At 40.4% G+C, this 26,774-nt stretch carries 22 protein-coding genes and 1 pseudogene; 16 read left to right on the top strand and 7 right to left on the bottom strand.

Annotated features, from left to right (window positions below; translation table 11 throughout):
* Positions 1–683 precede the first annotated feature (683 nt).
* The 8 genes from rny to RWN13_RS21975 all read left to right on the top strand — a co-directional run bounded on the left by rny (position 684) and on the right by RWN13_RS21975 (position 10,538).
* Positions 684–2,246 (top strand): ribonuclease Y, encoded by a 1,563-nt coding sequence (gene rny / locus RWN13_RS22010; RefSeq protein WP_314068040.1) that lies wholly within the window; start codon positions 684–686, stop codon positions 2,244–2,246.
* Positions 2,247–2,495: 249 nt separating this feature from the next.
* Positions 2,496–3,062 carry a LysM peptidoglycan-binding domain-containing protein gene (locus RWN13_RS22005; RefSeq protein WP_314068038.1) on the top strand — a complete coding sequence of 189 codons (567 nt, stop codon included), beginning with the start codon at positions 2,496–2,498 and terminating at the stop codon, positions 3,060–3,062.
* Positions 3,063–3,256: 194 nt separating this feature from the next.
* Positions 3,257–4,057, top strand: a complete 801-nt coding sequence (locus RWN13_RS22000) for a TIGR00282 family metallophosphoesterase (protein ID WP_314068036.1) — start codon at positions 3,257–3,259, stop codon at positions 4,055–4,057.
* 18 nt (positions 4,058–4,075) lie between these two features.
* Entirely contained in the window at positions 4,076–4,477 is a 402-nt protein-coding gene (locus RWN13_RS21995) for a YlbF family regulator (protein WP_314068034.1), read from the top strand.
* 15 nt (positions 4,478–4,492) lie between these two features.
* On the top strand, positions 4,493–7,057 hold the full coding sequence (gene mutS / locus RWN13_RS21990; RefSeq protein WP_314068032.1) for a DNA mismatch repair protein MutS: 2,565 nt from the start codon (positions 4,493–4,495) through the stop codon (positions 7,055–7,057).
* Between the two features lie 117 nt (positions 7,058–7,174).
* Complete coding sequence (gene mutL / locus RWN13_RS21985; RefSeq protein WP_399553715.1) at positions 7,175–9,160, top strand: DNA mismatch repair endonuclease MutL; 1,986 nt, start codon at positions 7,175–7,177, stop codon at positions 9,158–9,160.
* Between the two features lie 215 nt (positions 9,161–9,375).
* Entirely contained in the window at positions 9,376–9,768 is a 393-nt protein-coding gene (locus tag RWN13_RS21980; protein WP_314068028.1) for a YxeA family protein, read from the top strand.
* 329 nt (positions 9,769–10,097) lie between these two features.
* Positions 10,098–10,538 carry a GNAT family N-acetyltransferase gene (locus tag RWN13_RS21975; protein ID WP_314068026.1) on the top strand — a complete coding sequence of 147 codons (441 nt, stop codon included), beginning with the start codon at positions 10,098–10,100 and terminating at the stop codon, positions 10,536–10,538.
* Positions 10,539–10,692: 154 nt separating this feature from the next.
* On the opposite strand, the gene RWN13_RS21970 is transcribed toward RWN13_RS21975, so the two are convergent.
* The 4 genes from RWN13_RS21970 to RWN13_RS21955 form a co-directional block, all read right to left on the bottom strand.
* Positions 10,693–11,808 (bottom strand): 5-methyltetrahydropteroyltriglutamate--homocysteine S-methyltransferase, encoded by a 1,116-nt coding sequence (locus RWN13_RS21970; protein ID WP_314068024.1) that lies wholly within the window; start codon positions 11,806–11,808, stop codon positions 10,693–10,695.
* A gap of 382 nt (positions 11,809–12,190) precedes the next feature.
* Positions 12,191–12,949: a carbonic anhydrase family protein gene (locus tag RWN13_RS21965; RefSeq protein WP_314068023.1), complete on the bottom strand. Its 759-nt coding sequence runs from the start codon at positions 12,947–12,949 to the stop codon at positions 12,191–12,193.
* Positions 12,950–13,222: 273 nt separating this feature from the next.
* Complete coding sequence (locus RWN13_RS21960) at positions 13,223–13,663, bottom strand: threonine/serine exporter family protein (RefSeq protein WP_314068021.1); 441 nt, start codon at positions 13,661–13,663, stop codon at positions 13,223–13,225.
* Positions 13,664–13,676: 13 nt separating this feature from the next.
* Complete coding sequence (locus RWN13_RS21955; protein ID WP_314068019.1) at positions 13,677–14,489, bottom strand: threonine/serine exporter family protein; 813 nt, start codon at positions 14,487–14,489, stop codon at positions 13,677–13,679.
* Between the two features lie 450 nt (positions 14,490–14,939).
* On the opposite strand from RWN13_RS21955, the gene RWN13_RS21950 reads away from it, so the two are divergent.
* From RWN13_RS21950 to RWN13_RS21935, 4 genes are all read left to right on the top strand, one after another.
* Complete coding sequence (locus RWN13_RS21950) at positions 14,940–15,407, top strand: LysM peptidoglycan-binding domain-containing protein (protein WP_314068017.1); 468 nt, start codon at positions 14,940–14,942, stop codon at positions 15,405–15,407.
* 207 nt (positions 15,408–15,614) lie between these two features.
* Positions 15,615–15,896, top strand: a complete 282-nt coding sequence (locus RWN13_RS21945; protein ID WP_314068015.1) for a hypothetical protein — start codon at positions 15,615–15,617, stop codon at positions 15,894–15,896.
* Between the two features lie 1,156 nt (positions 15,897–17,052).
* The gene (locus tag RWN13_RS21940) at positions 17,053–17,604 is read left to right on the top strand and encodes a recombinase family protein (protein ID WP_314068014.1); all 552 of its coding nucleotides are present in this window, start codon (positions 17,053–17,055) and stop codon (positions 17,602–17,604) included.
* Between the two features lie 68 nt (positions 17,605–17,672).
* On the top strand, positions 17,673–17,963 hold the full coding sequence (locus RWN13_RS21935) for a hypothetical protein (RefSeq protein ID WP_314068011.1): 291 nt from the start codon (positions 17,673–17,675) through the stop codon (positions 17,961–17,963).
* 463 nt (positions 17,964–18,426) lie between these two features.
* Here the strand turns inward: RWN13_RS21935 and RWN13_RS21930 are convergent, their stop codons facing one another.
* The gene (locus tag RWN13_RS21930) at positions 18,427–18,801 is read right to left on the bottom strand and encodes a TnpV protein (protein WP_314068009.1); all 375 of its coding nucleotides are present in this window, start codon (positions 18,799–18,801) and stop codon (positions 18,427–18,429) included.
* Between the two features lie 325 nt (positions 18,802–19,126).
* Positions 19,127–19,912, bottom strand: a complete 786-nt coding sequence (locus RWN13_RS21925) for a YusW family protein (protein WP_314068008.1) — start codon at positions 19,910–19,912, stop codon at positions 19,127–19,129.
* A gap of 538 nt (positions 19,913–20,450) precedes the next feature.
* On the opposite strand from RWN13_RS21925, the gene RWN13_RS21920 reads away from it, so the two are divergent.
* From RWN13_RS21920 to RWN13_RS21905, 4 genes are all read left to right on the top strand, one after another.
* The gene (locus RWN13_RS21920) at positions 20,451–21,287 is read left to right on the top strand and encodes a PRD domain-containing protein (RefSeq protein WP_314068006.1); all 837 of its coding nucleotides are present in this window, start codon (positions 20,451–20,453) and stop codon (positions 21,285–21,287) included.
* A gap of 62 nt (positions 21,288–21,349) precedes the next feature.
* Positions 21,350–22,744 carry a PTS transporter subunit EIIC gene (locus RWN13_RS21915; protein ID WP_314068004.1) on the top strand — a complete coding sequence of 465 codons (1,395 nt, stop codon included), beginning with the start codon at positions 21,350–21,352 and terminating at the stop codon, positions 22,742–22,744.
* A gap of 12 nt (positions 22,745–22,756) precedes the next feature.
* On the top strand, positions 22,757–24,205 hold the full coding sequence (locus RWN13_RS21910) for a family 1 glycosylhydrolase (protein WP_314068002.1): 1,449 nt from the start codon (positions 22,757–22,759) through the stop codon (positions 24,203–24,205).
* Between the two features lie 2 nt (positions 24,206–24,207).
* Positions 24,208–24,951 carry an SDR family oxidoreductase gene (locus RWN13_RS21905; RefSeq protein WP_314068000.1) on the top strand — a complete coding sequence of 248 codons (744 nt, stop codon included), beginning with the start codon at positions 24,208–24,210 and terminating at the stop codon, positions 24,949–24,951.
* Between the two features lie 1,082 nt (positions 24,952–26,033).
* Here the strand turns inward: RWN13_RS21905 and RWN13_RS21900 are convergent.
* Positions 26,034–26,615, bottom strand: a pseudogene (locus RWN13_RS21900) (Rpn family recombination-promoting nuclease/putative transposase); the annotation flags it as partial.
* Between the last annotated feature and the right edge of the window lie 159 nt (positions 26,616–26,774).

The raw sequence follows: 26,774 nt of genomic DNA, 5'->3' as shown, positions 1-26,774 counted from the left end.
ATTGTTTGTGGACCGCTAGGCAATCCCGAGGCTTGTGGTGTTGGAAGTCTGATGGCTGTCTTGTTAAAGCGGGGCGAGTAGATGGGATTGCTTGTGACTTGCTAGGCAATCCCGAGGCTTGTGGTGTTGGAAGTCTGATGGTTATCTTGTTAAAGCGGGGCGTGTAGATGGGATTGCTTGTGACTTGCTAGGCAATCCCGAGGCTTGTAGTGTTGGAGGTCTGATGGTTATCTTGTTAAAGGCTGAGTGAGAGGGATTTGGTTAGTTGGTTTAAGTGATTGTTAGTGTTTAGTTGTATATTGTCTTTTTGTTGGAAAAGGGGTGAGGTTTTTCGACAATTTTTAAGACGAAACTGTCAGATTTTTAATAAAAATACCCATCAATCTGATGGATTTAGGTAAAAATCACCTCTTTTAGAAAAAAAGGTGATTATTTTTATTCAGTTCATGGAAAGTCATGAATCGCTTGCTGTATCAGAGTAAGTTGTTCGTTTTTTTCTAAAAACCTTGCCCCTCAAGTCGCCTGATGTAATTTAAAGTTGACACACCCTGTTTCAAATATTAGAATAAAAGTTGTATAATGAATTATGTTATGCAAATATGCAAGTAGGGCATATTGATAGTAATCAGTGTTTTATCAACTAAAAACTACACATATATACAAGATTATACGGAGGTGTACAAATGGGTACAGGTATTGGTATATTCCTCGGTATCATCGGATTGATTGTCGGTCTCGCAGTAGGGTTTTACATAGCTAAAAGTCGCCATGAGAAAGCGATTGAAGGCGCCAAAAGCTCAGCAACTGGTATTATAGAAGAAGCAAAACGAGAAGCTGAAACCTTGAAAAAGGAAACTTTATTAGAGTCCAAAGAAGAGAATCAGAAGTATCGGCTAGAAATTGAAAGTGAGTTGAAAGAACGACGAGATGAAGTAAAAGTTCAAGAAAATCGTTTATTACAGCGTGAGTCTAATCTAGATCGTAAAGATGAAACTTTAGTTAAGCGCGAACACTCACTTGAAGACAAAGAAGACAAACTCGATTCGAAGCAACAATTGATTGATGAACGAGAAAAGAAAGTATCAGAATTAATTGCAGAACAACAAAAAGAATTAGAAAAAGTCGCGGCTTTATCGAGAGAAGAAGCTCAAGACATTATTATGAAGACTACGGAAGATGAATTAACGCATGAAGTAGCCGTCATGGTCAAAGACAGTGAGCGTAAAGTGAAAGAAGATGCCGATCGAACAGCGAAAAACATCCTATCTCTAGCGATGCAACGCTGTGCGGCCGATCAAGTTTCAGAAGCAACCGTTTCAGTGGTCACATTACCAAACGATGAGATGAAAGGCCGCATTATCGGTCGTGAAGGGCGTAATATTCGGACGCTGGAAACCTTAACAGGGATTGATTTGATTATCGATGATACGCCTGAAGCCGTGGTTTTATCAGGTTTTGATCCGATTCGTCGTGAAACAGCTCGGATTGCCCTTGAAAAGTTAATTCAAGATGGCCGGATTCATCCAGCCCGTATTGAAGAAATGGTTGACAAGGCTCGTAAAGAGATGGACGAAACGATTCGTGAGTATGGTGAAAATGCCGCCTTTGAAGTAGGCGCGCACACCTTGCATCCCGATTTAATTAAAATCATGGGGCGCTTGCGTTTCCGCACAAGCTATGGTCAAAATGTCTTAAACCACTCAATTGAGGTTGCCAAGTTAACTGCTGTTTTAGCAGCTGAACTCGGTGAAGACGTTGATTTAGCGAAGCGGGCTGGTTTCCTACACGATATTGGAAAAGCTCTAGACCGTGAAGTCGAAGGCTCTCACGTGGAAATTGGCACAGAGCTAGCTAAGAAATACAAAGAACACCCAGTGGTCATCAATGCGATTGCCTCACATCATGGCGATACAGAAGCAACGTCAGTTATATCTGTCCTTGTGGCGGCCGCAGACGCCTTGTCAGCAGCTCGACCAGGTGCAAGGAGTGAATCTCTGGAAAATTACATTAGACGCTTAGAACGCTTGGAAGGCATCTCAAATGACTTCCCTGGTGTTGATTCAAGTTTTGCGATTCAAGCAGGACGTGAAGTGCGGATTATGGTGAAACCAGAAGAGATTTCTGATGACGAATCAACCATCTTAGTACGGAAGATTCGCAAACGAATTGAGGAAGAACTGGATTATCCAGGCCACATTAAAGTAACCGTTGTACGGGAAACCCGAGCAGTCGATTACGCTAAGTAAGACAAGAGATAATTAGAATAAGAATAAATAGCCAACGGGTGAAGCCACTCGTTGGCTATTTTTTTTGAAAATAAATTAGGAGAGCCCAGATGTAAAAAGACTATAAATACAACTAAGTTGAAATTTCAAGTTGTTTGCTTGGTAATATAGTGATAAACTCATAGATGTGCATTAATTGTAAAAATTTATAAAAAGAACGTTTTTTACATTCCCATGAAGCGAGTTTAGCGAGAAAGGAAGATTATTTAAGTGAATGAAGAAGAATTAGAACAATTATCAACCGATGACGTGACATTGACACGAGCGTCACGTTCTCAAGCACGTGTTATGACCGCCAATCACAGTAGTGATAACGGAGGAGCTCAAAGATCGTCGGGAAACGGTATCTTAACAATTATTTTGGTCTTATTTTTAGTGGTTCTTACAGCAGGCATGAGCTTTTTGATATACGTGACCCTTGGTAATGAAAAGAAGTATGACGCTATGGAAGAGAAAATCACAGCAATTGAACAACGCTTACCAAATACTGGTGAAGGTCAGGAGTCCCCGGACCAGTCAAAACTGTTACAGCCAACGACTAATAGCAGTGGGGCCACGACTTCATCAGAGGGTGTTGGGACAGAGCCTAGCAGTGGTGTCGCACAACCAAATCCTAATGGCACTAAAACTTACATCGTCCAAAGTGGCGATACCTTATCGGCCATCGCAGCCATCACTGGCATGACCATCGATGACTTGCGGAGCATCAATGAACTGGTAGATGACAACCTGTATGAGGGACAAGTCTTGAATGTTAAGGCAGAAGCAATTCAATAGTGAGGGGCCGTAATCAAATAAGTGGGCAAGTCTTCTGAAAAGCGTTTTTTCATGAAGACTTGCCTCTTTTGGATTACCTGAGAAGACTTGCTGATTTACTTTCTTTTAGCTACAAAAATTGTTAAAATAGATAAAGGAAACACTAAACAGCGTCAGATTAGACAATGGGTTTACATAGAGAAGAGGAAACAGTCATGCGTTTATTATTTGTTGGAGATGTGGTCGGTTCAGTCGGTCGAGATACAGTTAGTTTGTATCTACCGCTATTAAAGAAAAAATACCGTCCTCAAGTCACGATTATCAATGGTGAAAATGCGGCAGCAGGTCGTGGTATCACCGAGAAAATATACAAGAAATTTTTACAAGATGGAGCAGATGTGGTGAGTTTGGGCAATCATACTTGGGATAACCGGGATATTTTTGAATTTATCGCCGATGCCAAAAAGATGATTCGTCCAGCCAATTTTCCAGAAGGGACAACGCCGGGGCAAGGGATTGTCTACGTCAAAGTTAACCAAGTGGAATTAGCTGTCATCAATCTTCAGGGACGAGCTTTTATGGTCGATATTGACGACCCCTTTGCAGTGATTGATCAGTTAGTGACGGAAGCTCGCCAGCGGACGCCGTTAATTTTTCTGGACTTTCATGCGGAAACTACCAGTGAGAAACAAGCCATGGGTTGGTTTTTAGACGGTCGGGTTTCAGCTGTTGTGGGCACTCATACCCACGTTCAAACCAACGATGGGCGCATCTTGCCAGAGGGCACAGCTTATTTAACGGATGTGGGCATGACCGGTCCTTATGATGGTATTTTAGGGATGAAACGGGACGCTGTTATCGGCAAATTTCGGACAGCCCTTCCTCACCGTTTTGAAGTGGTGGAAAGTGGTCGTAGCAACATCTCGTACTGTGTCATCGAACTAGACGATGTGACAGGCAAAGCGAAAAAGATTGAAGTGGGACAAATTAATGAGGACAGTCCCTTTAGAGACTAGGGAAGACGGGGAATCTGAATGGAACGAGACCAATTCTCAATGGACGAAGACGTCCAACAAGCCTTAGATCGCGTCCTTGCTATGTTGGACAAGAGCGATATTATTCAGGATTATAAAAAAATAGAAGCGAAAGTTCAGGACCATCAAGGATTGGTGGCCATGACCGATGAAATAAAAGAGTACCAAAAACAAGCCGTCAAGTTTGCCCATTACGGCAAACCTGAGGCGGAAAAACAAGCCATTAAAAAAGCCGATGAACTAACGGCGGCCTTTGATGAGCACCCCCTGGTTATTCGCTACCGAGAGAAATTGATTGAAGCCAATGATTTGTTGCAGCATCTTACCAACTTATTGGAATCGCAAGTCAATTTACAGTTGGAATTAACCTACGAAGATTTATTGAAGCCAGAACAAGAGTAAGGAAGTGACGAATACGTGCCTCAAAAAACGAAACACACGCCTATGATGGAGCAATACTTTGCCATAAAAAAAGATTATGAAGATGCCTTTGTGTTTTACCGTCTAGGGGATTTTTATGAAATGTTTTACGAGGATGCCATTAAGGCGTCTCAATTGTTGGAACTCACCTTGACGAGTCGCAATCGCAATGCCGATGACCCGATTCCCATGTGTGGCATCCCTCATCATGCGGCTCAAGGCTATATTGATTCTCTGATTGAAAGAGGTTATAAAGTGGCCCTTTGTGAGCAAGTTGAAGACCCTAAAACCACCGTGGGCATGGTGAAGCGAGAAGTCGTACAGCTGATTACCCCAGGAACGGTGATGGAATCAAAAGGCTTGGCTGCCAAAGAAAACAATTACTTGACGGCCGTAGTCGCCAGCGATAGTCAACAGGCATTTGGTTTTGCCTATGTGGATTTAAGTACAGGAGAGTTGAAAGTCAGCACCTTGCCTGATGAAGAAAGTGTCTTAAACGAAGCCTCGAGTTTACAGACCAAAGAAGTGGTTCTAGGCAGCGACTTGCCGGACAGTTTAAAAACTAAATTAACCCAGCGCTTGGAAGTGGTTTTTTCAGAACAATACGAGACCGTTGAAAACGCTGAATTTAGTTTTATTTCTAGCGAATTAAGTGCGGAGTTAGAACAAGAGGTGGTCAATAAACTGTTGGCTTACTTAAGTTTGACGCAAAAACGCAGTTTGGGTCACCTTCAAAAGGCGACGGTCTATCAACCGACTCACTTTTTAAAAATGGATCACTATTCAAAATTTAATTTGGAATTATCTCAATCGATTCGGACGGGAAAAAAACAAGGGACACTTCTATGGTTGTTGGATGAAACCAAAACCGCCATGGGTGGTCGCTTGCTAAAACAATGGCTGGATCGCCCCTTGATTCAGGAAACTAAAATCGCTCAGCGACAAGAGATGGTCCAAAGTTTATTGGATGCCTTCTTTGAACGAGCTGATTTACAAACGGCCATGACGAAAGTCTATGATTTGGAACGTTTGGCAGGTCGTGTGGCCTTTGGCAGTGTCAATGGACGGGACATGATTCAATTGCGGACCTCTTTGGAGCAAATCCCGCAAATCCGCCAACTGATTGAAGGGATCAATCAAGGCCAGTGGAATGATTTACTGCTGGACTTAGACCCGGTAGAAGATGTGGTGGACTTGATTAAAACGGCTATTATTGAAGAACCTCCCATTGCCATTATGGATGGTGGTGTGATTAAAGACGGCTATAACGAGCAATTGGACACATACCGGGAGGCCATGAGCCACGGGAAACAGTGGATTGCTGAGATGGAAGCCAAAGAGCGTCAGGATACAGGGATTAAAAACCTGAAGATCGGCTTTAACCGCGTCTTTGGTTATTACATCGAGGTCACCAAAGGCCAGTTGGCAAACTTGCCAGAAGGCCGTTATGACCGTAAACAAACCTTGACCAATGCAGAACGGTTTATTACACCGGAGCTAAAAGAAACGGAAACCCTGATATTAGAAGCAGAAGAAAAATCACAAGACTTGGAATACCAATTGTTTTTGGAAGTCCGTGAACAAATCAAGGCGTCTATCGGTCGCCTGCAAAAACTAGCCAAATCAGTGGCAGCCATTGACGTGTTGCAAAGCTTTGCCACAGTCAGCGAGAAATATCAGTACACTCGTCCGATTATGAAAGCCAATAGCCATAATTTGCAATTGGTGGAAGGCCGTCATCCCGTGGTAGAAAAAGTAATGGGCCATCAGGAATACGTGCCAAACAGCGTTAAGATGAACCCAGACACGAGTATTTTCTTGATTACCGGACCTAATATGTCTGGTAAGAGTACGTATATGCGGCAACTGGCATTGACGGTTGTCATGGCCCAAATGGGGTGTTTTGTCCCAGCGGAGTCAGCAGAAATGCCAATTTTTGATCAGATATTTACCCGCATCGGTGCCTCAGATGATTTGATATCCGGTCAAAGTACTTTTATGGTGGAGATGATGGAGGCCAACGAAGCCTTACGTCATGCCACACCTAATAGTTTGATTTTATTTGATGAAATTGGTCGAGGCACCGCCACTTATGACGGCATGGCATTAGCCGAAGCGATTATTGAATACATCCATAAAAAAGTCAAAGCCAAGACTCTGTTCTCGACTCACTATCATGAGTTAACGGATTTGGAACAAAGTCTGAAAGGCTTGGTAAATGTTCACGTTGGAGCGGTGGAAAAAGATGGCGAAGTGGTCTTTCTCCATAAAATGATGGATGGTCCAGCTGATAAAAGCTACGGGATTCACGTGGCTAAGCTAGCCGGCCTGCCCCTTGAATTATTGGAGCGAGCATCCACCATCTTAACCTCACTGGAAGCCGGTGCTGCCAAACCAAAGGCTCAAGAACCAGTAGAGGAAGAATCAGGTCAGTTGTCTCTCTTTTCAGAAGTATCCACGGAAGAACTAAGTGTTATCGACACGGTTAAACGGATGAACCTCTTGGAAATGACCCCGATGGACGCTTTGAACACATTGTACGACTTACAAAAACGAATTTAGAAGGAGGCTTCACGAGTTTTCTCGTGAAGCTATCTCGTTCCTGTCTCACTGACGGGATGTTTATAGGAATCAAGAGAGGAGCTCGATTACGTGAGTAAGATTCAAGAACTATCAGAAATGTTAGCCAATCAAATTGCTGCCGGGGAAGTAGTGGAAAGACCGGCCTCTGTCGTTAAAGAACTGGTGGAAAATGCCATTGATGCTAACAGCAGCCAAATCGATATTTACATTGAAGAAGCCGGTCTACGGAAAATTCAAGTGATTGATAACGGCGATGGCATTGAAAATGATGACGTCCTGAGCGCCTTTAAACGCCATGCCACTAGTAAAATTCACACCCGTGACGACCTCTTTCGGATTCGGACCCTAGGATTTCGTGGAGAAGCCTTGCCCAGTATCGCCTCTGTCTCGGAGATGACCTTGGAAACCTCCACAGGTGAAGGAGAAGGCAGTTTTGTTCGTTTGGAAGGGGGCAAAGTGTTGGCGCACAAGCCTAACGCTTTACGTAAAGGGACGAAAATTACCGTTGAAAACCTCTTTTACAATACCCCGGCCCGCTTAAAATACGTCAAATCGATTCAAACTGAGCTGTCCAATGTTGGCGACATTATCAATCGCTTGGCCATGAGTCACCCGCAAATCGCCTTTCGATTGGTTCACGATGGCAATAAAATGTTAAGTACCACAGGCAATGGCGACATTAAACAAGCTATTGCAGGGATTTACGGTGTGGGAACAGCAAAGAAAATGATGAAAATTGAACAAGAGGACTTGGATTTTAAGATTTCGGGTTATGTCTCATTGCCGGAATTAACCCGAGCCAGCCGGAATTATTTATCGATCATCATCAATGGGCGCTACATTCGCAACTATCTATTAAACAAAGCCATTGTGGAAGGCTACGGTTCCAAGTTAATGGTTGGCCGCTTTCCACTGGCCGTGATCAAAATCGATATGGACCCGTTATTGGTGGATGTGAACGTCCATCCGACCAAACAGGAAGTGCGTCTCAGTAAAGAACAGGAACTGATGACTCTGATTGCTTCGGCGATTCAGGAAGCCTTGAGTGAACAACAGTTAATTCCCAATGCCGCCAGCAATCTTGGGTTTAACCGACCGCTGCCTAAGGAAAAGAAACTGGAACAAATTCGCATGCCTTTGGAAACACCGGTGGAATCAACGGGAATCAGTCGTCACCAAAGCCATCGTCCGCCAACCTTCAAAGAACAAGGATTAGCCTATGACGCTGCAGAAGGTCGATTTTACGTCCCTGAGAAGGAGTCTAAGAGGGCTGAACCTGATCAGCCAACAGAAAGACCCCAAGAGCCAAGAGTTGTTGTAACCCCTGCTAAGGTCCCGATAGTCTCAGAGTCAATAGTCGAGCCAAGTGAAATAACTGGAAAAATCGTAGACGTGGCAGATGTGGAAGACCATAAATTTGACTTGCCCTTTGGAGCGGAAGTCGAAGAAGTTCTGGACTTGGAGATGGAAGCTCATGATACAGCCAAGGGGCGCTTTCCTGAGTTGGAATATTTTGGTCAAATGCACGGTACTTATCTTTTTGCTCAAAGTGTGGATGGCCTCTACATCGTGGATCAGCATGCAGCCCAAGAGCGAATTAAGTATGAGTATTTCCGCGAAAAAATTGGCGAAGTCGGCACAGACTTACAAGAACTCTTAGTGCCCATCGTCTTGGACTATCCCAACAGTGATGTCTTGAAAATCCAGGAACATACCGATAACTTGGCGTCTGTAGGAATTCATCTGGAAGCCTTTGGTCAAAACAGCTTTATAGTGCGGTCCCACCCAACCTGGTATCCCAGTGGAAAAGAAGAAACAATCATCCGTGAGATGATCGATCTGGTCTTAACCACAGGACAGGCTAGCGTGGCGAAATTCCGCGAAGATACAGCGATCATGATGAGCTGTAAACAGTCGATTAAAGCCAATCATTACTTAAATGAAGAGCAAGCCCGGATATTGTTAGAGGATTTAGCCAAGTGTGAGAATCCCTTTAATTGCCCACATGGCCGACCGGTCTTAATCCATTTCAATAACACAGACATGGAAAAAATGTTCAAGAGAATTCAAGATTCACATTAAAAAAAGTTCCTTCAGACAGTTGAAGGAACTTTTTTGTCGTCAATAACTAGTGGAAATCCCTTCAACTAACACTTTTGTAAGGTCAACAGGCGAATCGGTTGGTAATAGTGAGCTCTAAGTCTCTGGGTTGATAATCAGTTGGGCCTGGGGCTTGATGTGAGGAAACCAAGAATCGTTAATAATGGAAACATCAAGTAAGAGAAGGAGCAACAGTCATGAAAGTAATTAAGTTAGTCATCGTAATGGCCGTCTTAGCTGTCGGCGTATTTGTAGTAGGAGGAGCTCTAGCGCCAGAGAAACAGACCAGCGACAATGATATAGCTCAACAATTAGATCGGTTTAACCCCTTTGTTTCTCAGGAAGCCGTCTACCTAATGACAGACAGTCAACATGGCGAGAAACAAGGCCAAGGCGGCGTGATTTATTATCAGGATGTCTACAAAGAAGATGGCAGTAGTTATAAATTGTCATTTTTTGCAGGAAACGAGCTAAGAGAAGGCGCTTTTTTAAAATTGGAGGCCAAAGGGAAATACGTAAAATCTTGGGAAGAAGTTCAGCCAGGAGACTTGCCAGCGAAGGTCAGTGAAAAATTAATATCGACGAACTAAAACGAAAGGAACTCAGAGACACAATCTGGGTGCCTTTTTAGTATAGAAAAGATTGTGAAAAAAAGGTCAGGGTAAATCAAGCCTACTATTAGGCAAAATTACCGTAATTTTCGTCACCTTTAAAATTGACAATAAAAAGACGAATCATTATAATAAAGTATATTACCGCCTATAAACGAAGTGTTGAGTCTTTATTAATAAAAGCGCTTACTTGTTTTTAGGCCGACAATAGTTGTTATGACAACGGTTATGCAACTTTTTAGTCTTCATTATCAATGTGAATCAACCGATGTTTTAAATGACTTATCGGACAAAAAGGAGGAAGAACAGTGGATTTTAACGAAATTAGTATTCTAGATATCTTTGAACTATCTGAATTATATGTCGCTGTCTTTAACGGCCCTCCTTGGAATGACCAGTGGACCATGGTGACAGCCGTTGAAAGAATGAAGCAATTGATTCATTCAGAAGGGTTCTACGGCTTTATTTGCTCTGTTGAGACCGTACCTTGTGGGTTTATTCTAGGACAAAAAGAAAATCTCTATAACGAAACTCATTTTCAAATCAAAGAAATGGGCATCCTCGGTATGGAACAAAATCGAGATATTGGTTTCTTGATGATGGCTGAATTAGAGCGTGTATTGAAAGATAGTGGCGTCCATAAAATGTATTTGTTAACAGATAAAATTAATGACATAGTGAACTTTTATACAAATAATGGCTTTAAAGAATGGGACAGTATGATGTTGTTAGGCAAGAATATTGTTTAAGGTGAAACGCGATTCCCTCCCTCAGATACAACAAAGAACCTTGAGAATGTCAGCTAAGGTCATTAAAGTAACCTTAGCTGACAAAGCCGCAAAAAAATATCAATAGTATATGATACGTTAGTTCATTATCCGCTAGAGTATCATGATTTTTTACTTACCCTAGGTTGTTAATTTCTTTTGCTAAGTCCGTGCACAGTTGGACTTTTGCCCATTGTTCAGCTTCGGTCAGGTGATTCCCTTCCTCAGTTGAGGCGAAGCCACATTGAGGAGATACGCAGATTTGCTCAAGAGGAACAAACTGATTGGCTTCTTTAACCCGAGCCATTAAGTCAGTCAAACTTTCTAAACCAGGAGTCTTAGAGGTGACTAAGCCAAGGACGATTTTTTGTTGATGAAGGTGTGCTAAGACTTGGAAATCACCAGCTCGTTCTGAATCGTATTCAATAAAGAAGCCATCAAATTCATCAATCTTGAATAAGTGTGCCAAAATGGTATCGAAACTGCCTTCATATAACCAAGAAGACTGGAAATTACCACGACAGGTATGGAAGGTGATTGCCATATCAGCAGGCTTATTAGCCAGTGAACGACGGGTTAACTCTTCAAACTTTGTTAGTAAGTCTTGGGGCTTAAGGTTTAAAGACCCTAAGACTTGGTCGTATTTGGCATCAATCAGGGCCCCCCAAGCCGTATCATCTAGCTGTAAATAACGACAGCCAGCCTCATAAAAGGCTTGAATGCCATCTTGATAGGTTTTGACAATATCATTTTCCAAGTCGATTAAATTGTCATAAACGGGATTGGCTTGATAGTCTTTCGATAAAAGGGCTCCGGAAAAATAGACCATACAAGGGCCAGGAATGGTCTGTTTAGCTACCGCTTCTCCCGCGTGCTCCTTAAGGAATTTGAAATCCTTTAAAAAGGGATGATCCGGGTTAAAAGCAATCTTATCACTGACGTAATAACTTTCCACATCTTTGGCTTCCACCCCTTGGAAAATAGTGGCATCACCTAAAGATAATTTCGTCAGACCCGTTAAATTAACGATGTAATCCAAATGCCACCAGCGACGTCTGAATTCGCCATCGGTGACTGCTTTTAAGCCATATGTTTGTTGTTTTTCAATTAAATCAATGATTGCCTCGTCTTCGATTGCTCGTAACGCTTCACGAGTGATCTCTTGTTTTTTATACTGCTCTCGCGCTTCTTTTAAGATGGTTGGGCGCAAAAAACTGCCAACGCTATCATTTTTAAATGGACCTTGTGTCATGTTATTCCTCCTTAGGTATCATGTTCCGTCTATGATATCGTTTTGGAATCCCAAAGTCAATGCGATTATGTGTTTTTGTTAAGGTGATTCTCACTTTATTTTAATCTTTTAAAGAGAACTACTTTTAAAATGGATTAGTCCTTTTGACAATTAACTCAACTTCAATTTATCCAAACAAAAAGGCCAGGCATTCCCACGAAGAGTGCCTGGCCATTTGCTATCAATTAATTATGGGAATGCAGAGTAGAGTAATGGTTTAAAAAAAAGGTTGAATTAATAGCACCTTCAATATATCACAGACTCCTCCTGTTTCTTTAAAATTCCACTATATGAAAATAGTTATTTTTGTTTTTTTAAAATAACATAATCACAGCAGATTATTCTACTCATCATGCTCAAGAATAACCCGATCATTCAAAGGTTGAACTTTACGATTATTGTGGTCATACAATTGTTTAAAGCTTTCAATTTGAGCTTTCGACACTTCCACAGGCTCTTTCATGACATACCATTCCACATTTTCATTTAGAGGAGGAGTTGTTAATGAGCCAAGATAGTGGTAATAACCTTTGTTGGCAGGCATCATGTCGCCAATATCCGTAATCGGTTGATCGACCTTGTTTGTAACATCGTCAAGCACTTCTTGGAAGCCTTTGTTCTCTGTCCCCTCTTTAAAGAAGACGCCAATCACTGCGATGCGACCATCTTGAGCCGTGTTGACGAAATGAGCTTCCAAGGGATAATGTTTGCCGTCAATGGTGTGTTCGCTTTCTGCATGGAAGTGAAATTGGGTTAAGGCAAAGTGACGACCGTTTATGACAGCTTCACCACCATCGGTCATTTGAATGCTATGGCCGTTGTTTTCGGCTTTAGTAATATCGGGGCTGTAATTCACTGAAATGGTTCCAGTATCTGCTGTCATTTTTTCAGCCTTAGCACTTTGAATATCGATCGGTGACTGCATGTTACCAGAAGCGAATTCCCAGCCCTCCTGCTTGTCGTAATCCAGATGCTCCTCATTGTGTTTAACGACACTGCTTTCAGTTGTTTCTTTTTGAGCACCAGTCTCTTTAGGTGAGCAGGCCCCAATGGAAATAGTCACCCCACATAATAATAGTAAGGCAAGTTGTTTTTTTCTCATCATTCTATCTCCTCTGTTTTAAAATCCGTTACGGTTTTATATTATACTCCTTAAAAAAACAAATAAAAAGTGATTTGTTTGAAAGATGTTGTTTTTTTAGTGTTGTAGAGAGGGACGGTGACAGTTCACATATTTTTACTATCTAAGGAAGTGTGAAAAGCGTGAAAGAAAAAGAGCGGCGCTGTGACGGCTATTCCGAAGGGCTCAAAGGTTAAAGGTCGGAAGCAAAGAGTTTTTGAGAATAAGGTTGTCACTGTGAGCAACGAAAATAGATCAATCAGACCTCATCCGTTTTTTTATCAAAAAAAGATATTTTGTTAGTACCTCATTGACAATAAAACCAACAGCAATTGCACCAGCCACCAAAACCGCTTGAAACCCATCGGTTAAGGCGATTTCATAATGCTTGTCTGCCAAGTTATTAAATGTCTTAAACAATAAGCCCCCTGGAACGATGGGCATAATTCCTGAGATATTAAAAATCATATTGGGGATTTGCGTTATTTTATTAAATAATCGACTTAAAAAAGTCAAGGATAAGAGGGCTAATAAGGAGGCCAAGGCTTCACTAAGCCCCAGTGAGCTGAAAAGAGAATAGATTAACCATGTGAACATACCGGACATGCCGCAATAGACAATTAAACGACGTTCAACATTATATAAGACGGCTGTGGCCGAGCTAGCAATAAAACTAAAGCACAATTTAATCAACATATGGGAAGCTCCTTTATAATAAACTGGAAAAAATAATGGCTGCGGGTAAACCTAACATTAAAGCCGTATTAATGGCATCCAAGGATTGAATCAAGCCTGAGATATAATTTCCGTCCATGATGGCTTTGATTGAATTAACAAAGGTGGTTCCCGGCAGTAAGGGCATGATGCAACTAAAGAGAATCGAATAAGGCTCACTCAAAAAAGCGTGTTTAGATAGAAAAACAATGACCAAACAAATAAAGGTAGAGTAGGATAAGAGGGAAAAGGCCTTAATTTGAATGGTTTTTTGGATATCCAGAAAAAACCAATAACCGATAAAACCAAGTAAAAAAGTAATCCAGATACTTGAGTTTAAGCCATTGATAATCACGCCCATGGCGCTACATAAAATGGCGGCGCTAGTGATTTGGATCCACTTTGAAAAAGAGTAAGTTTTAGAATCAATCACCCGCAGCTTGTCAAAAAATTCAGCAACAGTTAACTTGTCATTCAAAAAATGATCCAGTAGATCATCTACCCGAACGAGTTTTTCAAAATTATAAGCAGAATGAGTAACTGGAATCATCTTAACGGAGTTGTCGTGGCGGTTAATAATAATAAAACTGGTTTGAGCATTATAGGTAGACAATTCATCCTCGGATAAATTCAAGTGACGAGCAATTCGTTGAATATTTTCATTAATCATTTCATTGGTGGCATTGCTTTCCTGAAGGATCTTGCCATAAAATAAACATAGTTTCATAATGTAGTTAAGGTCAGATGATGGTGTGGGATTTGGGTTCTCCATAACTGAATCCTCCTTTTGACTTGAGACATTATCCATCGTTGATCCCCCTCCCAAAATGGTTGGAGAAATAGTCCCTGCTTGATTAATTTGCTTCTAAGATAGATTGTACGGTAAATGCCTCACTCTGAATTAGCCATTCCTTTCGTTTCAACAGACAAAAATGAAACAGGCCCCACCCAAAATCCAAAGGGATTCTTGGTGGGGCCTGTTTGTGCGGTGTTTATTCCTGACAATGTACAATAAGCAAGTGGGGACAACTGGCGTTAATACCAGTTGTCTTTTTTTAAGATTAAAAGGTCACATCATAATAAATGTTATCTTAAAAAATACCGTCTAGTTAGGGGAGGCAAATCAGATACTCGACTTTTAAAGCGGAACGTTATATAATGGGGTAGTTAAATGTAGGCAATGAGGTTATAAACGGTCAATTTGTCTTCGTTTTTGATCAGAAAAGTTTAAAAAACGAACGTAAAAAAGAGGTGTCTCATGCAATCATCAAGAAGAAGTCAACGAATGCAACCCGCAACCAATCAGCCTCACTGGAGTGTGGTGGTTATTGGTGTGTTACTAGTGCTAATCTCTGTGCTCATGTGTTATTTAATCGTGACAACAGTGAGCCAAAGTGTTAAACTATCGAGTATTCAAACCAAGCTAACAAAAATGGACCAACCCGTCAGCAGTGAGGCTGGGCAAGTGGCTGATAAGCAATCGACAACACCAGTTCAAGAAACAAGTAGTTCTACGAATCAGACAAGTAACATGGATCAGATTCAAGGGCAAGCCCAAAATGAGCAAGCTCAATTACCCGAAACCAGCACTGGCGTGTATGTCGTCAAAGCTGGTGATACATTATCGAGTATTGCTGATCAGTTTGGTACCTCTGTTGAAGGTTTAATGAGCCAAAATGGGTTATCATCGAATATTCTGCAAATTGGCCAAGAACTCAATCATTAAAAAAATAACCAACTCCCCCTAAATCGTGTTAGAGGGGTGTTGGTTATTTTTTTTTGTTTCTATGTGTGGAAAACCTGTGTAGATTAGGACAACTAGTTTAAAAAAATATCGCACATTGTCTTAGCTTCAACCATGGTCTTAACTGTGGGGACATCCTTTATGACAGCGGAGGTTATCTAGAAAAAGTTGGGATATTAAGCGGCAAAAGTGGGCAAGGTTGTTCAACGAATCAGTTTAAGTGAAAATCAAGCGGTAGGCATTTTAAGCGACATGATAACTAATTCAGGTTTGACTTTTAAAGTGGTTTATTTTAGCAGTCCTGGCTATGAAAGTACTAGAGAAAACTTTGAAGGTGACGCAGCCACAGCTGTTGTTGCCGATTTGTTATCTGGTTTAGATCTGAAAAACATGAGAGACACACAAATCGTAGATCATGTTATTACTAAGTTAGGAGCTAATAAAAACTTCAAAAGATTACCTTTAAAGTGAACTATGTCGATAACACAAAAGTTGATTTCAAAATTAAACAATGAACTATGATAAAAATTGAATATTAAATGAAAATCGATAGAGCTAGAGAAAATCAACTGAGTGTTTACTCTTCATTTTTATCTTTAGAAACCAGATTAATTAATGAGTGTGGTGGATAGACAGGCTGTTGTTAAAGATTTTACAGATTTTGAGCTGTACGTAAGTGAAAGTGTTATGCAAAGAAAAGTAAAATTCTACCCTATGTCTGTAATGGGTTGACATCGGTCATGTTACTATTTAAGTTTATCAGACTGCTAAGTACAGGCTATTAAAGGGTTTGTAAAGCCCATCGATTAATTTGCTAGGAACCACAGAAATGTCAACTGAGTGTTTACTCTTCATTTTTATCTTTAGAAACCATGTGATTAATTAATGCGTGTGGTGGATAGACAGGCTGTTGTTAAAGATTTTACAGATTTTGAGCTGTAGGTAAGTGAAAGTGTTATGCAAAGAAAAGTAAAATTCTACCCTATGTCTGTAATGGGTTGACATCGGTCATGTTACTATTTAAGTTTATCAGACTGCTAAGTACAGGCTATTAAAGGGTTTGTAAAGCCCATCGATTAATTTGCTAGGAACCACAGAAATGTCAACTGAGTGTTTACTCTTCATTTTTATCTTTAGAAACCATGTGATTAATTAATGCGTGTGGTGGATAGACAGGCTGTTGTGAAGGCTTTTCTTTATTTTGACTTTGTCCAATCATTAAATACGACGATCATTGGTTTATGATTTTTACTTTTATTATGACATAGCTTGAAATAATTTTCAAAGCGACTAATTCATGCTTTTTTTGTTTGAACGAAGAGTCTTTTTTTTGTACATCTAGCCAAAAGTCCGGTTTAAAGGGGGAGCGGTCACATCTATTTGAGTGGTCGCCAATTTTAAAGGAAAAAAAGCATGAGTTAAGGGGGATTTGTTTATTAGAAATAATCTTTGTGTTAAGAGCACGATTGATTCTGATTAGTCGGTGTTAGACACTGAGAGTGTTACTATCATAAATAAGATAGACGAGAAAGTTTATGACGTTAATAAGCGCTCTTGTCTATTTTTATTTTTGGAGTGGTTTTTCTTAATTTTGTCCATAGATGACCTTTACTTCAAGAGGTTCTCTATGGCAACGTATGGGTATATTAGAAAAGATTACATTTATCCAACATTGATTCAAATGACGGCTATTTTGGGGAAAGGCTGTGATGAACTGTATACAGAAGATACGGATATTATTTATGAAACAAAACTGATGCAATTGTTGAAAGTATCACAAAAAGAAGACATCATCCTTGTTTATAATTTAAAGGTTTTTGGGAAAACATTACATGAGTTTCAGCAGTTATTAACGGTTATTCAAACTAAACAACTGAGACTGGTAAGTTTGGAAGATCAGGTAGATACGGCTAAACCGACTGACATCCTAACTTTAGTCAATTTACTTATTAACTTAGATCGATATTATGTCTCTGAACGCACCAAAATAGGGCTCGAACAAGCTCGACAAAAGGGGACCTTACTGGGACGCCCGAAAATTGCTGAGAATACCATAAAAAAAATCCAATACCTATACAGTAAACATCATTATAGTGTGAGAACCATTGCCACATTATGCGAAGTATCAGTCGGCACTGTTCATAAGTACATCAGGCTAATAGTTAGGCAAGAAAACTAAAAGAATATGGTGTATAACCACCAACTAATAAACAAAAAAATCAAAATTAGTGAAGGAGTATAAGGATTATGAATTATGGACTAGTAAGTGGTAGCGAAACCTCATCAATCAGACGTTTAATTGAAGAAAAATGTGATGGTATCATTATTTGGGAAGAAGACGAAACAATGGAAGAAAAGTTAGCTCATATCTCGTTAAAAAAAGACAGCCTTACGGTGATTACGATTTTATCCTTGGAACAATTGGCAATAATGGGCGCAAAAATTTATCTTTTTTTGGAATTTTTGAAAACAAATAAAATTCAGTTGCATGTTTTAGAAAAAAATAACAACTCAGTTAACAGATACCCAATATATTGATGTCATATACAGTTTTCTGACGATTGAACGCAATGTCAGAAGGGATCTAACAAAAAAAGGAATTGACCGGGCTGAGCAGCAGGGAATTGCCTTAGGTAGACCAAGGATTTCAGAAGAAAAGATTGAAAAAATTCAGTCGTTATACCGTAATAAGCAGACGTATCGGGATATTTCTGCAATGACAGGAATTAGCTTAGGGACGATTTCAAAATATATTAGGAACAGTTAAGTAACTTTTGAATGAAAAAAATCGATTGAGGACTAATCAAGAATGACTTATTCCGAACTTGTATCAGTAGAGGGTGTCAGAAAGATTATCCCCATAATGTATAGCCCTAAAGCGATTAATTTAACGAATATCGGCTGTTAAATTAATCGCTTTAGGCAGAAAAGAGCTAAATGATTGCTAATAAAGACAGCCATGATAAAAATGACTGTTGAGGACTTGAGCTTTAATGACAACTTACGAATGGTAGTTAATTGAAGAGGTGGTGTTGATTCTCTTCCTTAAGTCTGCTTGAATGGTCTCTTCCAGAACAGCAGAAATGCCTATATGATGAGTAGCTATCTCGTTAATACTCGCTTCTTTATCAAGTGGATCGGCGTCCAAGGCGTTGTTTAATAAACACAATCGATGAGCGGTAAGCCATTCATTTGTTTCGTGGACCCATTTAGTCAGTTGATTAGTCATCACAAGTTTGACGTAAAAGTCAGGGGATTGCTCTTTTAGGCAGCTAAGAGCCAAACGACCGTATTTTCCCCAATAGATGGTGGCTTCTTTTGATGAGCTGATGTGGTTAAAGGTTTCATAAACAGATAGGTGAGAATATTGTTCCATAATCATGCGTCTCCAATCAAGTAGTTAAAGTTGTTCATTTCTAGAAAGTCACAAGGGTCGGTTACCGACAGGACCAGTTGAATAGAACTTTACTAATAGTGTACATTAATATACCAGTAAAAGGATAGTAATATACATGTTTTTGTTCATTTTGCATATAAAATGACCCTTTTGCGAAAGGGAGTGACAGATTGATTATCGAGAATGGAGCAAACCGCAGCCATGATGAAACAAATGAAAAAGCAGAAACTGTCATTTGACAGTCTCTGCTATGTTGGTTGTGAATAGTGTTAATAAATTGGCTATGATGATGGGGATAGTTGTGTTATTTCAGTTTGAATTTTACTTTTGTATTATCTGTAAATTGACCTTGAAATTGGAATTGCTTGTAGTCTGATCCCAAGTTTAATTTGGCTAAGACATGTCTGACAATATCAGACTGGCTTGCTGTTTTAAAGTCAATTCCAGCTAATACCTCGTTCAATTTTGCTTCGGCTTGTGCTCCTTGCAATTGAACCCGATCTATTTTGTTTTGGTATTGTGCTTTAACGGTGCCGTTTGAGTTAACTTGGTATTGTAATTCAACATCACCTTGTTTATAGTCTAATTCGATTTCCAGTTTTTTAATCCCAGCTTGTGTAGGTAACTCAGTTCCTGGTGTTTCTTCACCTGGCTCAGTTGTTCCAGGTAACTCAATGCCAGGTTTTTCTGAACTATTGCCATAAGATTCTAGACCAAATTCCGCTTTGACGTAGCCTGTTTTAAGTAAGATAACTTTGAAATGTAAGTCTTTGTTGTTGTCCATCTTTGTTAATAGAGCTTCTACTTTATATGTTTGGCTAGCAAAGTCAGCTGCAATCACTTTAGCTTCCGCTGCTTTATATCCAGCTGCTTTCCATGATGCTGGTGTTGCTAATTTGTTCATCAATCCTTTGACATTTTTCTTGCCAGTATACTCTTTTAATTCGCTGAAACTGTGAGAGATAACCGATTTGTAGTTGTTCTCAAATTCAACTGTTGCTGCATAGGTAGACATGACAGGCACCGCTAAATTTGCTACGCCTAAACTTAATACTAAACTTGCTGTTACCAATCCTTTTGTTAATTTCATCCTAATGACCTCCAAATTTCATTCAACTATTATTCTATTGATAGTAGTTGTTGAAGCTAGTATAGCTCGAAGAAAGATTTAATTCAAACATTATGAGATAGTTCTAATAGTTCGTATTGTCACATGTTTGTGGACGGATGATGAAAAAAAGTTTGAAAATGAATCATAAAAAAACAACCTTGATAAGGGAAGGCCAGTTAGCATTTATTAAGAGCAGAGGCGTTAACCGAAAATGATGATTGTTTAATAACGAGATCAGGGGCCGTTTTAGATGAGTGAAATAAGCAGTTCAGTCAGTTTTTTTCACGTTGTTCATAGCAAAAGAAATAGACCAGATCTGCTTTGAATTAAACGTGATGAAAAAAGAGATTGACGAATGAAAGCGTTTGTGATATTATTTAGGAAATTCTAAATAGAACTAATCTGGTTTGTTACTCAAAGGTTCTTTGAGGCTTGTCCTGAAACATATGCGCTAGTGCGCATGTTTTTGGCTTGCTTCAAAGAACCTTTTTTGTTGGGGTGAAAAAGGAGGTGTGAGATGAAAGTTATTAGAAATATTAACAATAATGTCTCTCTTTGCGAGGACAGCATGGGGAGGGAAGTTATCGCTTTTGGGAAAGGAATAGGGTTTATCAAACCACCCTATGAGGTGCCACTCAGTCAAATTGATCGGACCTTTTATAATATTAATGATTTAAATTACGAAGGCATTAAGGATATTCCTATTTCAATTCTTGATGCAGCTATCCAAATCATCGACGAGGCGCAGAACAATTTGAATGTCACGTTTATTCCTACCGCCGCATTAACACTTGCTGATCATATCCATTTTGCTATTCAACGATTAGACAAGCAACTCGTGATTCACTTGACCATTCAAGAAGACATGAAGCACTTATATCCTCTTGAAATGAAAGAAGCCCTTCACGCGCTGACAATAATTAAAGAAAAAACCGCAGTGACCTTAGACCCAAACGAAGCGGGTAATATTGCCCTTCATTTTATTAACAGCCAGATAACAGCGAAGCAAGGGGATAAAGTCAATAGTGGTCCGCTGATGGAAGACGTGATAGATTTGATAGAAAAGCAGTTCCGAATGGCGATTGATAAAGAAGGATTTAATTATTCTCGTTTTGCTACCCACATTGATTATTTAGTACAGCGGGTATTACGAGGGGAGCAAATCAAAAGTGACAATGCTCAAATGTTTGAAGCGTTGAAAGAAGAATACCCTGGCACCTATGCCTGTGTGCTAAGTATTAGCGAAATGGTTGATAAACGGTTAAAGTTCCGCTTAAGTAATGAAGAGGAATTGTATCTTATTCTTCATATCAATCGATTGTGCTCTAGAGAAGAAAACACACTAAGGGAGTAAGTGTAATAACTGGCCAATATTGCGCATTCCATATATAGCAACTTATTTTAGGAGGGAAAAAGATGGCAAGGAATTACGAAAGTTTGTCTAAGCAAATACTCGACAATGTAGGTGGCAGAGAAAATATTTCTACCGTCATGCATTGTTATACCCGTCTACGGATTAATGTCAAAGATAGTGGATTGGTAAAAAAAGATCAATTGGAAAAACTGGATATAATTGGCGCGCAATTTGTAGGACAACAATTACAGGTCATAATAGGTAATGACGTTAAAGAAGTGTATGAGGCGTTCATTGACGCATCTGGCTTGCAGCCTGAAGCAGCCATTGAGGAAAGAATCGATGTCACACTGCCGAAAAAGAAAGTATCCGTAAAGAGTGTCTTATCTGGCGTCGTAGATGGGGTTGTAGGGTGTATGGTCCCGATTTTACCAATGTTAGTTGCCTCTGGTATTTTAAAAGCGATTGTCTTGATTCTGGAACAGGTCGGATGGTTGAGGGGGGATTCAGGAACGGCTGTGACGCTGTCATTTGTTGCAGACGCGGCCTTTTATTTTTTGCCAGTTATTATTGGGGGATTTGCCGCTAAGAAATTTGGCGCTAATGTTGCGCTTGGTTCAATGATGGGAGCAGCCTTAATTCATCCATCGTTTACATCGATGGTCAGTGAGGGCGCATCCTTAAGCATTTGGGGATTACCGGTGTATTCGGCTAGTTATAGTAACACGGTTATTCCGATTATTTTGTCTGTCTGGGTCATGAGTTATTTGGAAAAGTTTATTTCCAAGCACTCACCCAAATCCTTACGTTCCATCCTTGAACCGGTCTTAACAATCCTGATTATGACGCCCCTTATGCTGTGCGTTCTTGCGCCACTTGGTGCCATATTCTCTACAGGGTTTGCCAATGGGTTGACCTGGTTTTATGAGACATTTGGCGTGATTGCTGTGGCTGGTTTTTGTGCCCTAGTCCCTTGGGTCGTGATGGTTGGCATGCATGTTGGCACTGTGCCAATTTCCATTGCCACAATTGCTTCAACGGGTATGGATAAATTAATGATGCCTGGATTTTTGATTTCCAATTTTACACAAGGTGCCGCTTGTTTAGCGGTGGGAATTAAGGCAAAGTCTGTTGATTTGAAGTCTTTTGCTTTTTCCAGTGCTTTTTCTAATATTGTTCCAGGCGTCTCTGAACCAGGGATGTATGGTATTACCTTGAGGTATAAAACACCTATGTGGGGAGCGATGATTGGGGCAGCATCAGGAGGCTTGTATTTTGGTTTAACAGGTGTGGGGTCTTTCGCTTTTTTAGCACCTAATATTTTCGCGTTGGCTGGTTATGCTGGAACGGGAAAATATGGCAGTAATTTATTGAATGCCATCATTGGTATTTTAATTGGCATGGTTATATCATTTGTTGCGACAATGATTCTTTATAAACCAGATAATGAAAATTAGGAGGAATGAACGATGCCAGAATTGAGAAACGATTTTTTATGGGGAGGCGCAACATCAGCGTCTCAATACGAAGGTGCCGCTAAAGCAGGTGGAAGAGGGCTGTCTCATATGGATTATATTCGTCGGGTCAAAAAGGCGGACAGTGATAAAACCTTCCCAATCAATGTTACCTGGGAGATGTTTCAAGATCATAAAAAACATGAATCGGACTATAATTTTCCCTTTAGAAGAGGGGTTGATTTTTATGATCACTACAAAGAGGATATCGCTTTATTAGGTGAGATGGGGTTTAAAACCTTTCGCATGAGTATTTCTTGGAGTCGCTTATTCCCGACAGGAATGGAAGAAACGCCTTGTGAAGAAGGGGTACAGTTTTATCACAATGTTTTTAAAGAGTGTCATAAGTATGGGATTGACCCTTTAGTGACGATGATTCACTATGATATCCCAGTTCATTTGACCGAAACTCTTAATGGTTGGGAAAGTCCAAAAATGATTGATCTGTTTGTTCGTTACACCAAATTCTTGATTGACGAGTATAAAGACGAGGTCAAATACTGGATTACCTTTAATGAAATCAACATGATTATGAACTCATCTTATTTGGGAGGTGGGATGTTTGTTGAAAAATCAAGTAAATCGAATGAGCAGTGTGTTCATCAAGCCTTGCATCATCAACTCATTGCCAGTGCTTTAACGGTAGCCTATTTTCATGAACATGCCCCACATTCTTTAGTAGGGAACATGATCGCTCGTTTGCAATGCTACCCATATACCTGTCAGTCAGCAGATGTGTTAGCCACACAACAACAAAATCAGTTTAATTATTTTCCAACGGATATTCAAGTTAAAGGAAGTTACCCAGCTTCTATTTCAAATTATTATCGGAAAAATGGCATTGAAATTGAGTGGTATCCGGATTACCAGTCTGTTTTAGAAAATGGCAAGGTTGATTTTGCGGCCATTAGCTATTACCATACGTCAGTCATCAGTGCTGAACCAGATAAAGCAGAACCAATCGGTGCCTTTGTGCGCAACCTGGAGAACCCATACAACGAGACGACTGATTGGGGATGGGGAATAGATCCTACTGGTTTAAGGCTGTCTTTAAATGACATGAACGATCGTTACGGAGTGCCAATTTTTATTGTGGAAAATGGGCTAGGCGCCCATGATGAACTGACACCAGATGGTCAGATTCACGATACGTATCGCATTGAGTACTTGAAGGCACACATCCAAGCTATTAAGGATGCGGTGGGCGATGGCTGCAATGTCATGGGCTACACTCCTTGGGGATGTATTGATTTGGTTAGCTGTGGGGACGGCCAGATGACTAAACGCTATGGATTTGTTTACGTCGATGCAGATGACGAAGGAAATGGTAGTTATCGTCGTTATCGTAAGGACAGTTTTTACTGGTATAAACAGGTGATTGAGTCAAATGGGGCAGGCGTGTAGAGATGATGAGTGGGGTTAATGAGCGCATTATTTTAATTACAGGAGCATCCTCTGGCATCGGAAAACAATGCGCAAAAGTACTGGGGAAAGCGGGGGCAACGGTCGTCTTGGCTAGCCGAAATGAACAACAATTGCAGCAACTTACCACGGAATTGACGCTTGCTGGAATACGGGCCCAGTATTATGTGTTAGATGTAACCGATGTCAACCGATTTAGAGAAATTGTGAAAAGGATCGTGGCAACATATGGACGATTAGATATTTTAATAAACAATGCGGGGATTATGCTCTTGTCAAAGGTTCATGAAGAAAAGATGGAGGAGTGGAATCGGATGATTGATGTCAACTTTAAAGGGGTCTTGAATGGGACAGCTGCGGTGTTGCCGACGATGCGCAAGCAAACCTACGGAACGATCGTCAATGTTGCATCAACTGCCGCTTATCGCGTGATGGCAAATTCAGCTGTCTATTCTGCGACTAAATTTGCCGTCAGAGCCTTTAGTGAAGGTGTCAGGAGAGAGGAAAGTTCGCATGGAATCAAGGTGTGTCTCGTTGCCCCAGGTCCTACTAAAACGGAGTTACTGACTCATACGACTTCCAGTGAGCTTGAGGCTTTATCCAACTATGTGGCTGACTATGGATTGGAAGCAACAGAAGTGGCAAAAGCTATTGAGTATCAATTATCCGTTGCGGCTGTCGCATCAGTGGATGAATTAATACTGTCGCCCCTATCCAAAATGCCATGATCGGCAAATCGGTGTTTAAATCCTGATTAGCATGGAATATTGCGATTAAAAGAGCCCCTTCAACGGATAGTATCAGTTGGAGGAGCTCTTATTGTTGTTATTTAATAAAAAAAGACTTGACACCGCTTTCGGCAGATTATACAATATGGGCGTTAAGATAAACCCACAATTACATAATTCCATTGGCTACTGCACCCGAGATTGACGTCTCGAATGCAGTATGAAACCTTGAACAATCAGCAGCAACTGACTAATCAAGCGCCAATAGTGTAGCGCCAAAGCGCTAACATCTTTATTATACTCAATTTGAACGGATTTTCCTAGCTGTTTTTTTGAGTTTCCTAAAGAAGGAGGCATTTCTCCGTTGTTAAGCTTGGCCAAATGAGGATCTATCCTTATAACTATTGAAGCGGTATTAGACATGATGTCTGATATGGCTTTTTTTCGTTCAAATGGACCGATCTGAATTTGGCTCAATCAAAGCTGACGAGCGTTGATTGAGTGCAGGGTTTATCTTAATGACGCAAGCACCGAGGAACTGAATGGGCACTCTTCATCAAGACAGTATTTGAGGTTATAGCTGTTTTGATGGATGGTGATACCTCAACAAGTAATGCGCTTTATCCAGACAAGTCGGTTGAAAGTAGGGGAAAGAAAAATCAAGGGAAGTCTTTTGAGTTGGGGGACTTCACAAGGATCATCAAGCTTCTCCTTGATTTTTCAACAATGGTATCTTGACAAGTATCACCCCACCCAACACGGACCCCAGCACAGTTTCAATCAAAATGTCAGGGAGTGGCCACTCCAAGTTATGCGGAAAAGCAAGGTAGAGCGAGTTTACGTAGAGGTAAATGGTTTTAGACGTAGGGGTAAGGAGTCGTTAGCACAAGAGTCGTGCTAACGGCTCTTTTTCTGAAAAAGTGTCTGTGTTAAGAATAAACAAAGGGGAACCACTGAAGAAATAGCCCATGATGTACCCAATGATTTTTAACAAAAGAAGACGTTTCAGGAAAGCTTATGTCGTTTAAGATACAAAACACCCACGAGCAATCTTGCAGATGAGCGTGCTCGTGGGTGTATGCTTACAGCTTTTTAATACGGTCGATACTGAGCCCCGTTGCTTGTTGAATTTGTTCTAAGGGAATTCCCATTTTTTTGAAATTAAGAGCTGTTTTTTCAATACCATCCTCGATGCCCTCTTCCCGAGCTACTTCCTCTGCATACCCACGTATGGCCTTCTCATCTTCCCGAGCCTTTTCAATCACATCAATCATTTGTTTGATTTCCCCTTTCCTAATAGTCACCTCATCAACTAATTTAATCACATCTTTTATATAAGTTTTTGCCGTCTCTTGTACCAGACCGAAAACAAAGCAATCAACCCAATCAACTAACTTAGGCGGGACATTCCCTTTAATTTTCGGTAATTCAATAAAAACCATTTGCATTAAAGAGGTGCCATCTTTACTACGTAAAATATGTTGGTGTTCAGCATCATAAATGTGGAACGTACGCCGTAAATCCTGATCATCAGGAAACATCACATAGTCTAAAATGCTGATGACAAAAACAGGTTTTAGTGAGCGGTATTTGACATCCTCTTTTTCAGTATGGGCGTAATTAACATTAAATCGTTCGCCCCAATAATAAAGGAGTCGCTCGGGAAAAAAACGCCGAGACTGGAGTTACAATTCGATAATAATGGAAAAGCCAATTTATAAGCAAACACCCACGAGCAATCTTGCAGATGAGCGTGCTCGTGGGTGTTTGCTTACAGCTTTTTAATACGGTCGATACTGAGCCCCGTTGCTTGTTGAATTTGT

Origin of the sequence: uncultured Vagococcus sp. (assembly GCF_963518325.1) — a bacterium.
Classification (GTDB): domain Bacteria; phylum Bacillota; class Bacilli; order Lactobacillales; family Vagococcaceae; genus Vagococcus_D.
This window is presented reverse-complemented; position numbering and strand designations above follow the sequence as displayed.

Excerpts from the sequence above, each read along its gene's own strand:
- rny (WP_314068040.1), top strand. The coding sequence starts at position 684 with ATGGGTACAGGTATTGGTATATTCCTCGGTATCATCGGATTGATTGTC.
- RWN13_RS22000 (WP_314068036.1), top strand. The coding sequence starts at position 3,257 with ATGCGTTTATTATTTGTTGGAGATGTGGTCGGTTCAGTCGGTCGAGAT.
- RWN13_RS21995 (WP_314068034.1), top strand. The coding sequence starts at position 4,076 with ATGGAACGAGACCAATTCTCAATGGACGAAGACGTCCAACAAGCCTTA.
- mutL (WP_399553715.1), top strand. The coding sequence starts at position 7,175 with ATGTTAGCCAATCAAATTGCTGCCGGGGAAGTAGTGGAAAGACCGGCC.
- RWN13_RS21980 (WP_314068028.1), top strand. The coding sequence starts at position 9,376 with ATGAAAGTAATTAAGTTAGTCATCGTAATGGCCGTCTTAGCTGTCGGC.
- RWN13_RS21970 (WP_314068024.1), bottom strand. The coding sequence starts at position 11,808 with ATGACACAAGGTCCATTTAAAAATGATAGCGTTGGCAGTTTTTTGCGC.
- RWN13_RS21965 (WP_314068023.1), bottom strand. The coding sequence starts at position 12,949 with ATGAGAAAAAAACAACTTGCCTTACTATTATTATGTGGGGTGACTATT.
- RWN13_RS21960 (WP_314068021.1), bottom strand. The coding sequence starts at position 13,663 with ATGTTGATTAAATTGTGCTTTAGTTTTATTGCTAGCTCGGCCACAGCC.
- RWN13_RS21955 (WP_314068019.1), bottom strand. The coding sequence starts at position 14,489 with ATGGATAATGTCTCAAGTCAAAAGGAGGATTCAGTTATGGAGAACCCA.
- RWN13_RS21950 (WP_314068017.1), top strand. The coding sequence starts at position 14,940 with ATGCAATCATCAAGAAGAAGTCAACGAATGCAACCCGCAACCAATCAG.
- RWN13_RS21940 (WP_314068014.1), top strand. The coding sequence starts at position 17,053 with ATGGCAACGTATGGGTATATTAGAAAAGATTACATTTATCCAACATTG.
- RWN13_RS21935 (WP_314068011.1), top strand. The coding sequence starts at position 17,673 with ATGAATTATGGACTAGTAAGTGGTAGCGAAACCTCATCAATCAGACGT.
- RWN13_RS21930 (WP_314068009.1), bottom strand. The coding sequence starts at position 18,801 with ATGGAACAATATTCTCACCTATCTGTTTATGAAACCTTTAACCACATC.
- RWN13_RS21925 (WP_314068008.1), bottom strand. The coding sequence starts at position 19,912 with ATGAAATTAACAAAAGGATTGGTAACAGCAAGTTTAGTATTAAGTTTA.
- RWN13_RS21920 (WP_314068006.1), top strand. The coding sequence starts at position 20,451 with ATGAAAGTTATTAGAAATATTAACAATAATGTCTCTCTTTGCGAGGAC.
- RWN13_RS21915 (WP_314068004.1), top strand. The coding sequence starts at position 21,350 with ATGGCAAGGAATTACGAAAGTTTGTCTAAGCAAATACTCGACAATGTA.
- RWN13_RS21910 (WP_314068002.1), top strand. The coding sequence starts at position 22,757 with ATGCCAGAATTGAGAAACGATTTTTTATGGGGAGGCGCAACATCAGCG.
- RWN13_RS21905 (WP_314068000.1), top strand. The coding sequence starts at position 24,208 with ATGATGAGTGGGGTTAATGAGCGCATTATTTTAATTACAGGAGCATCC.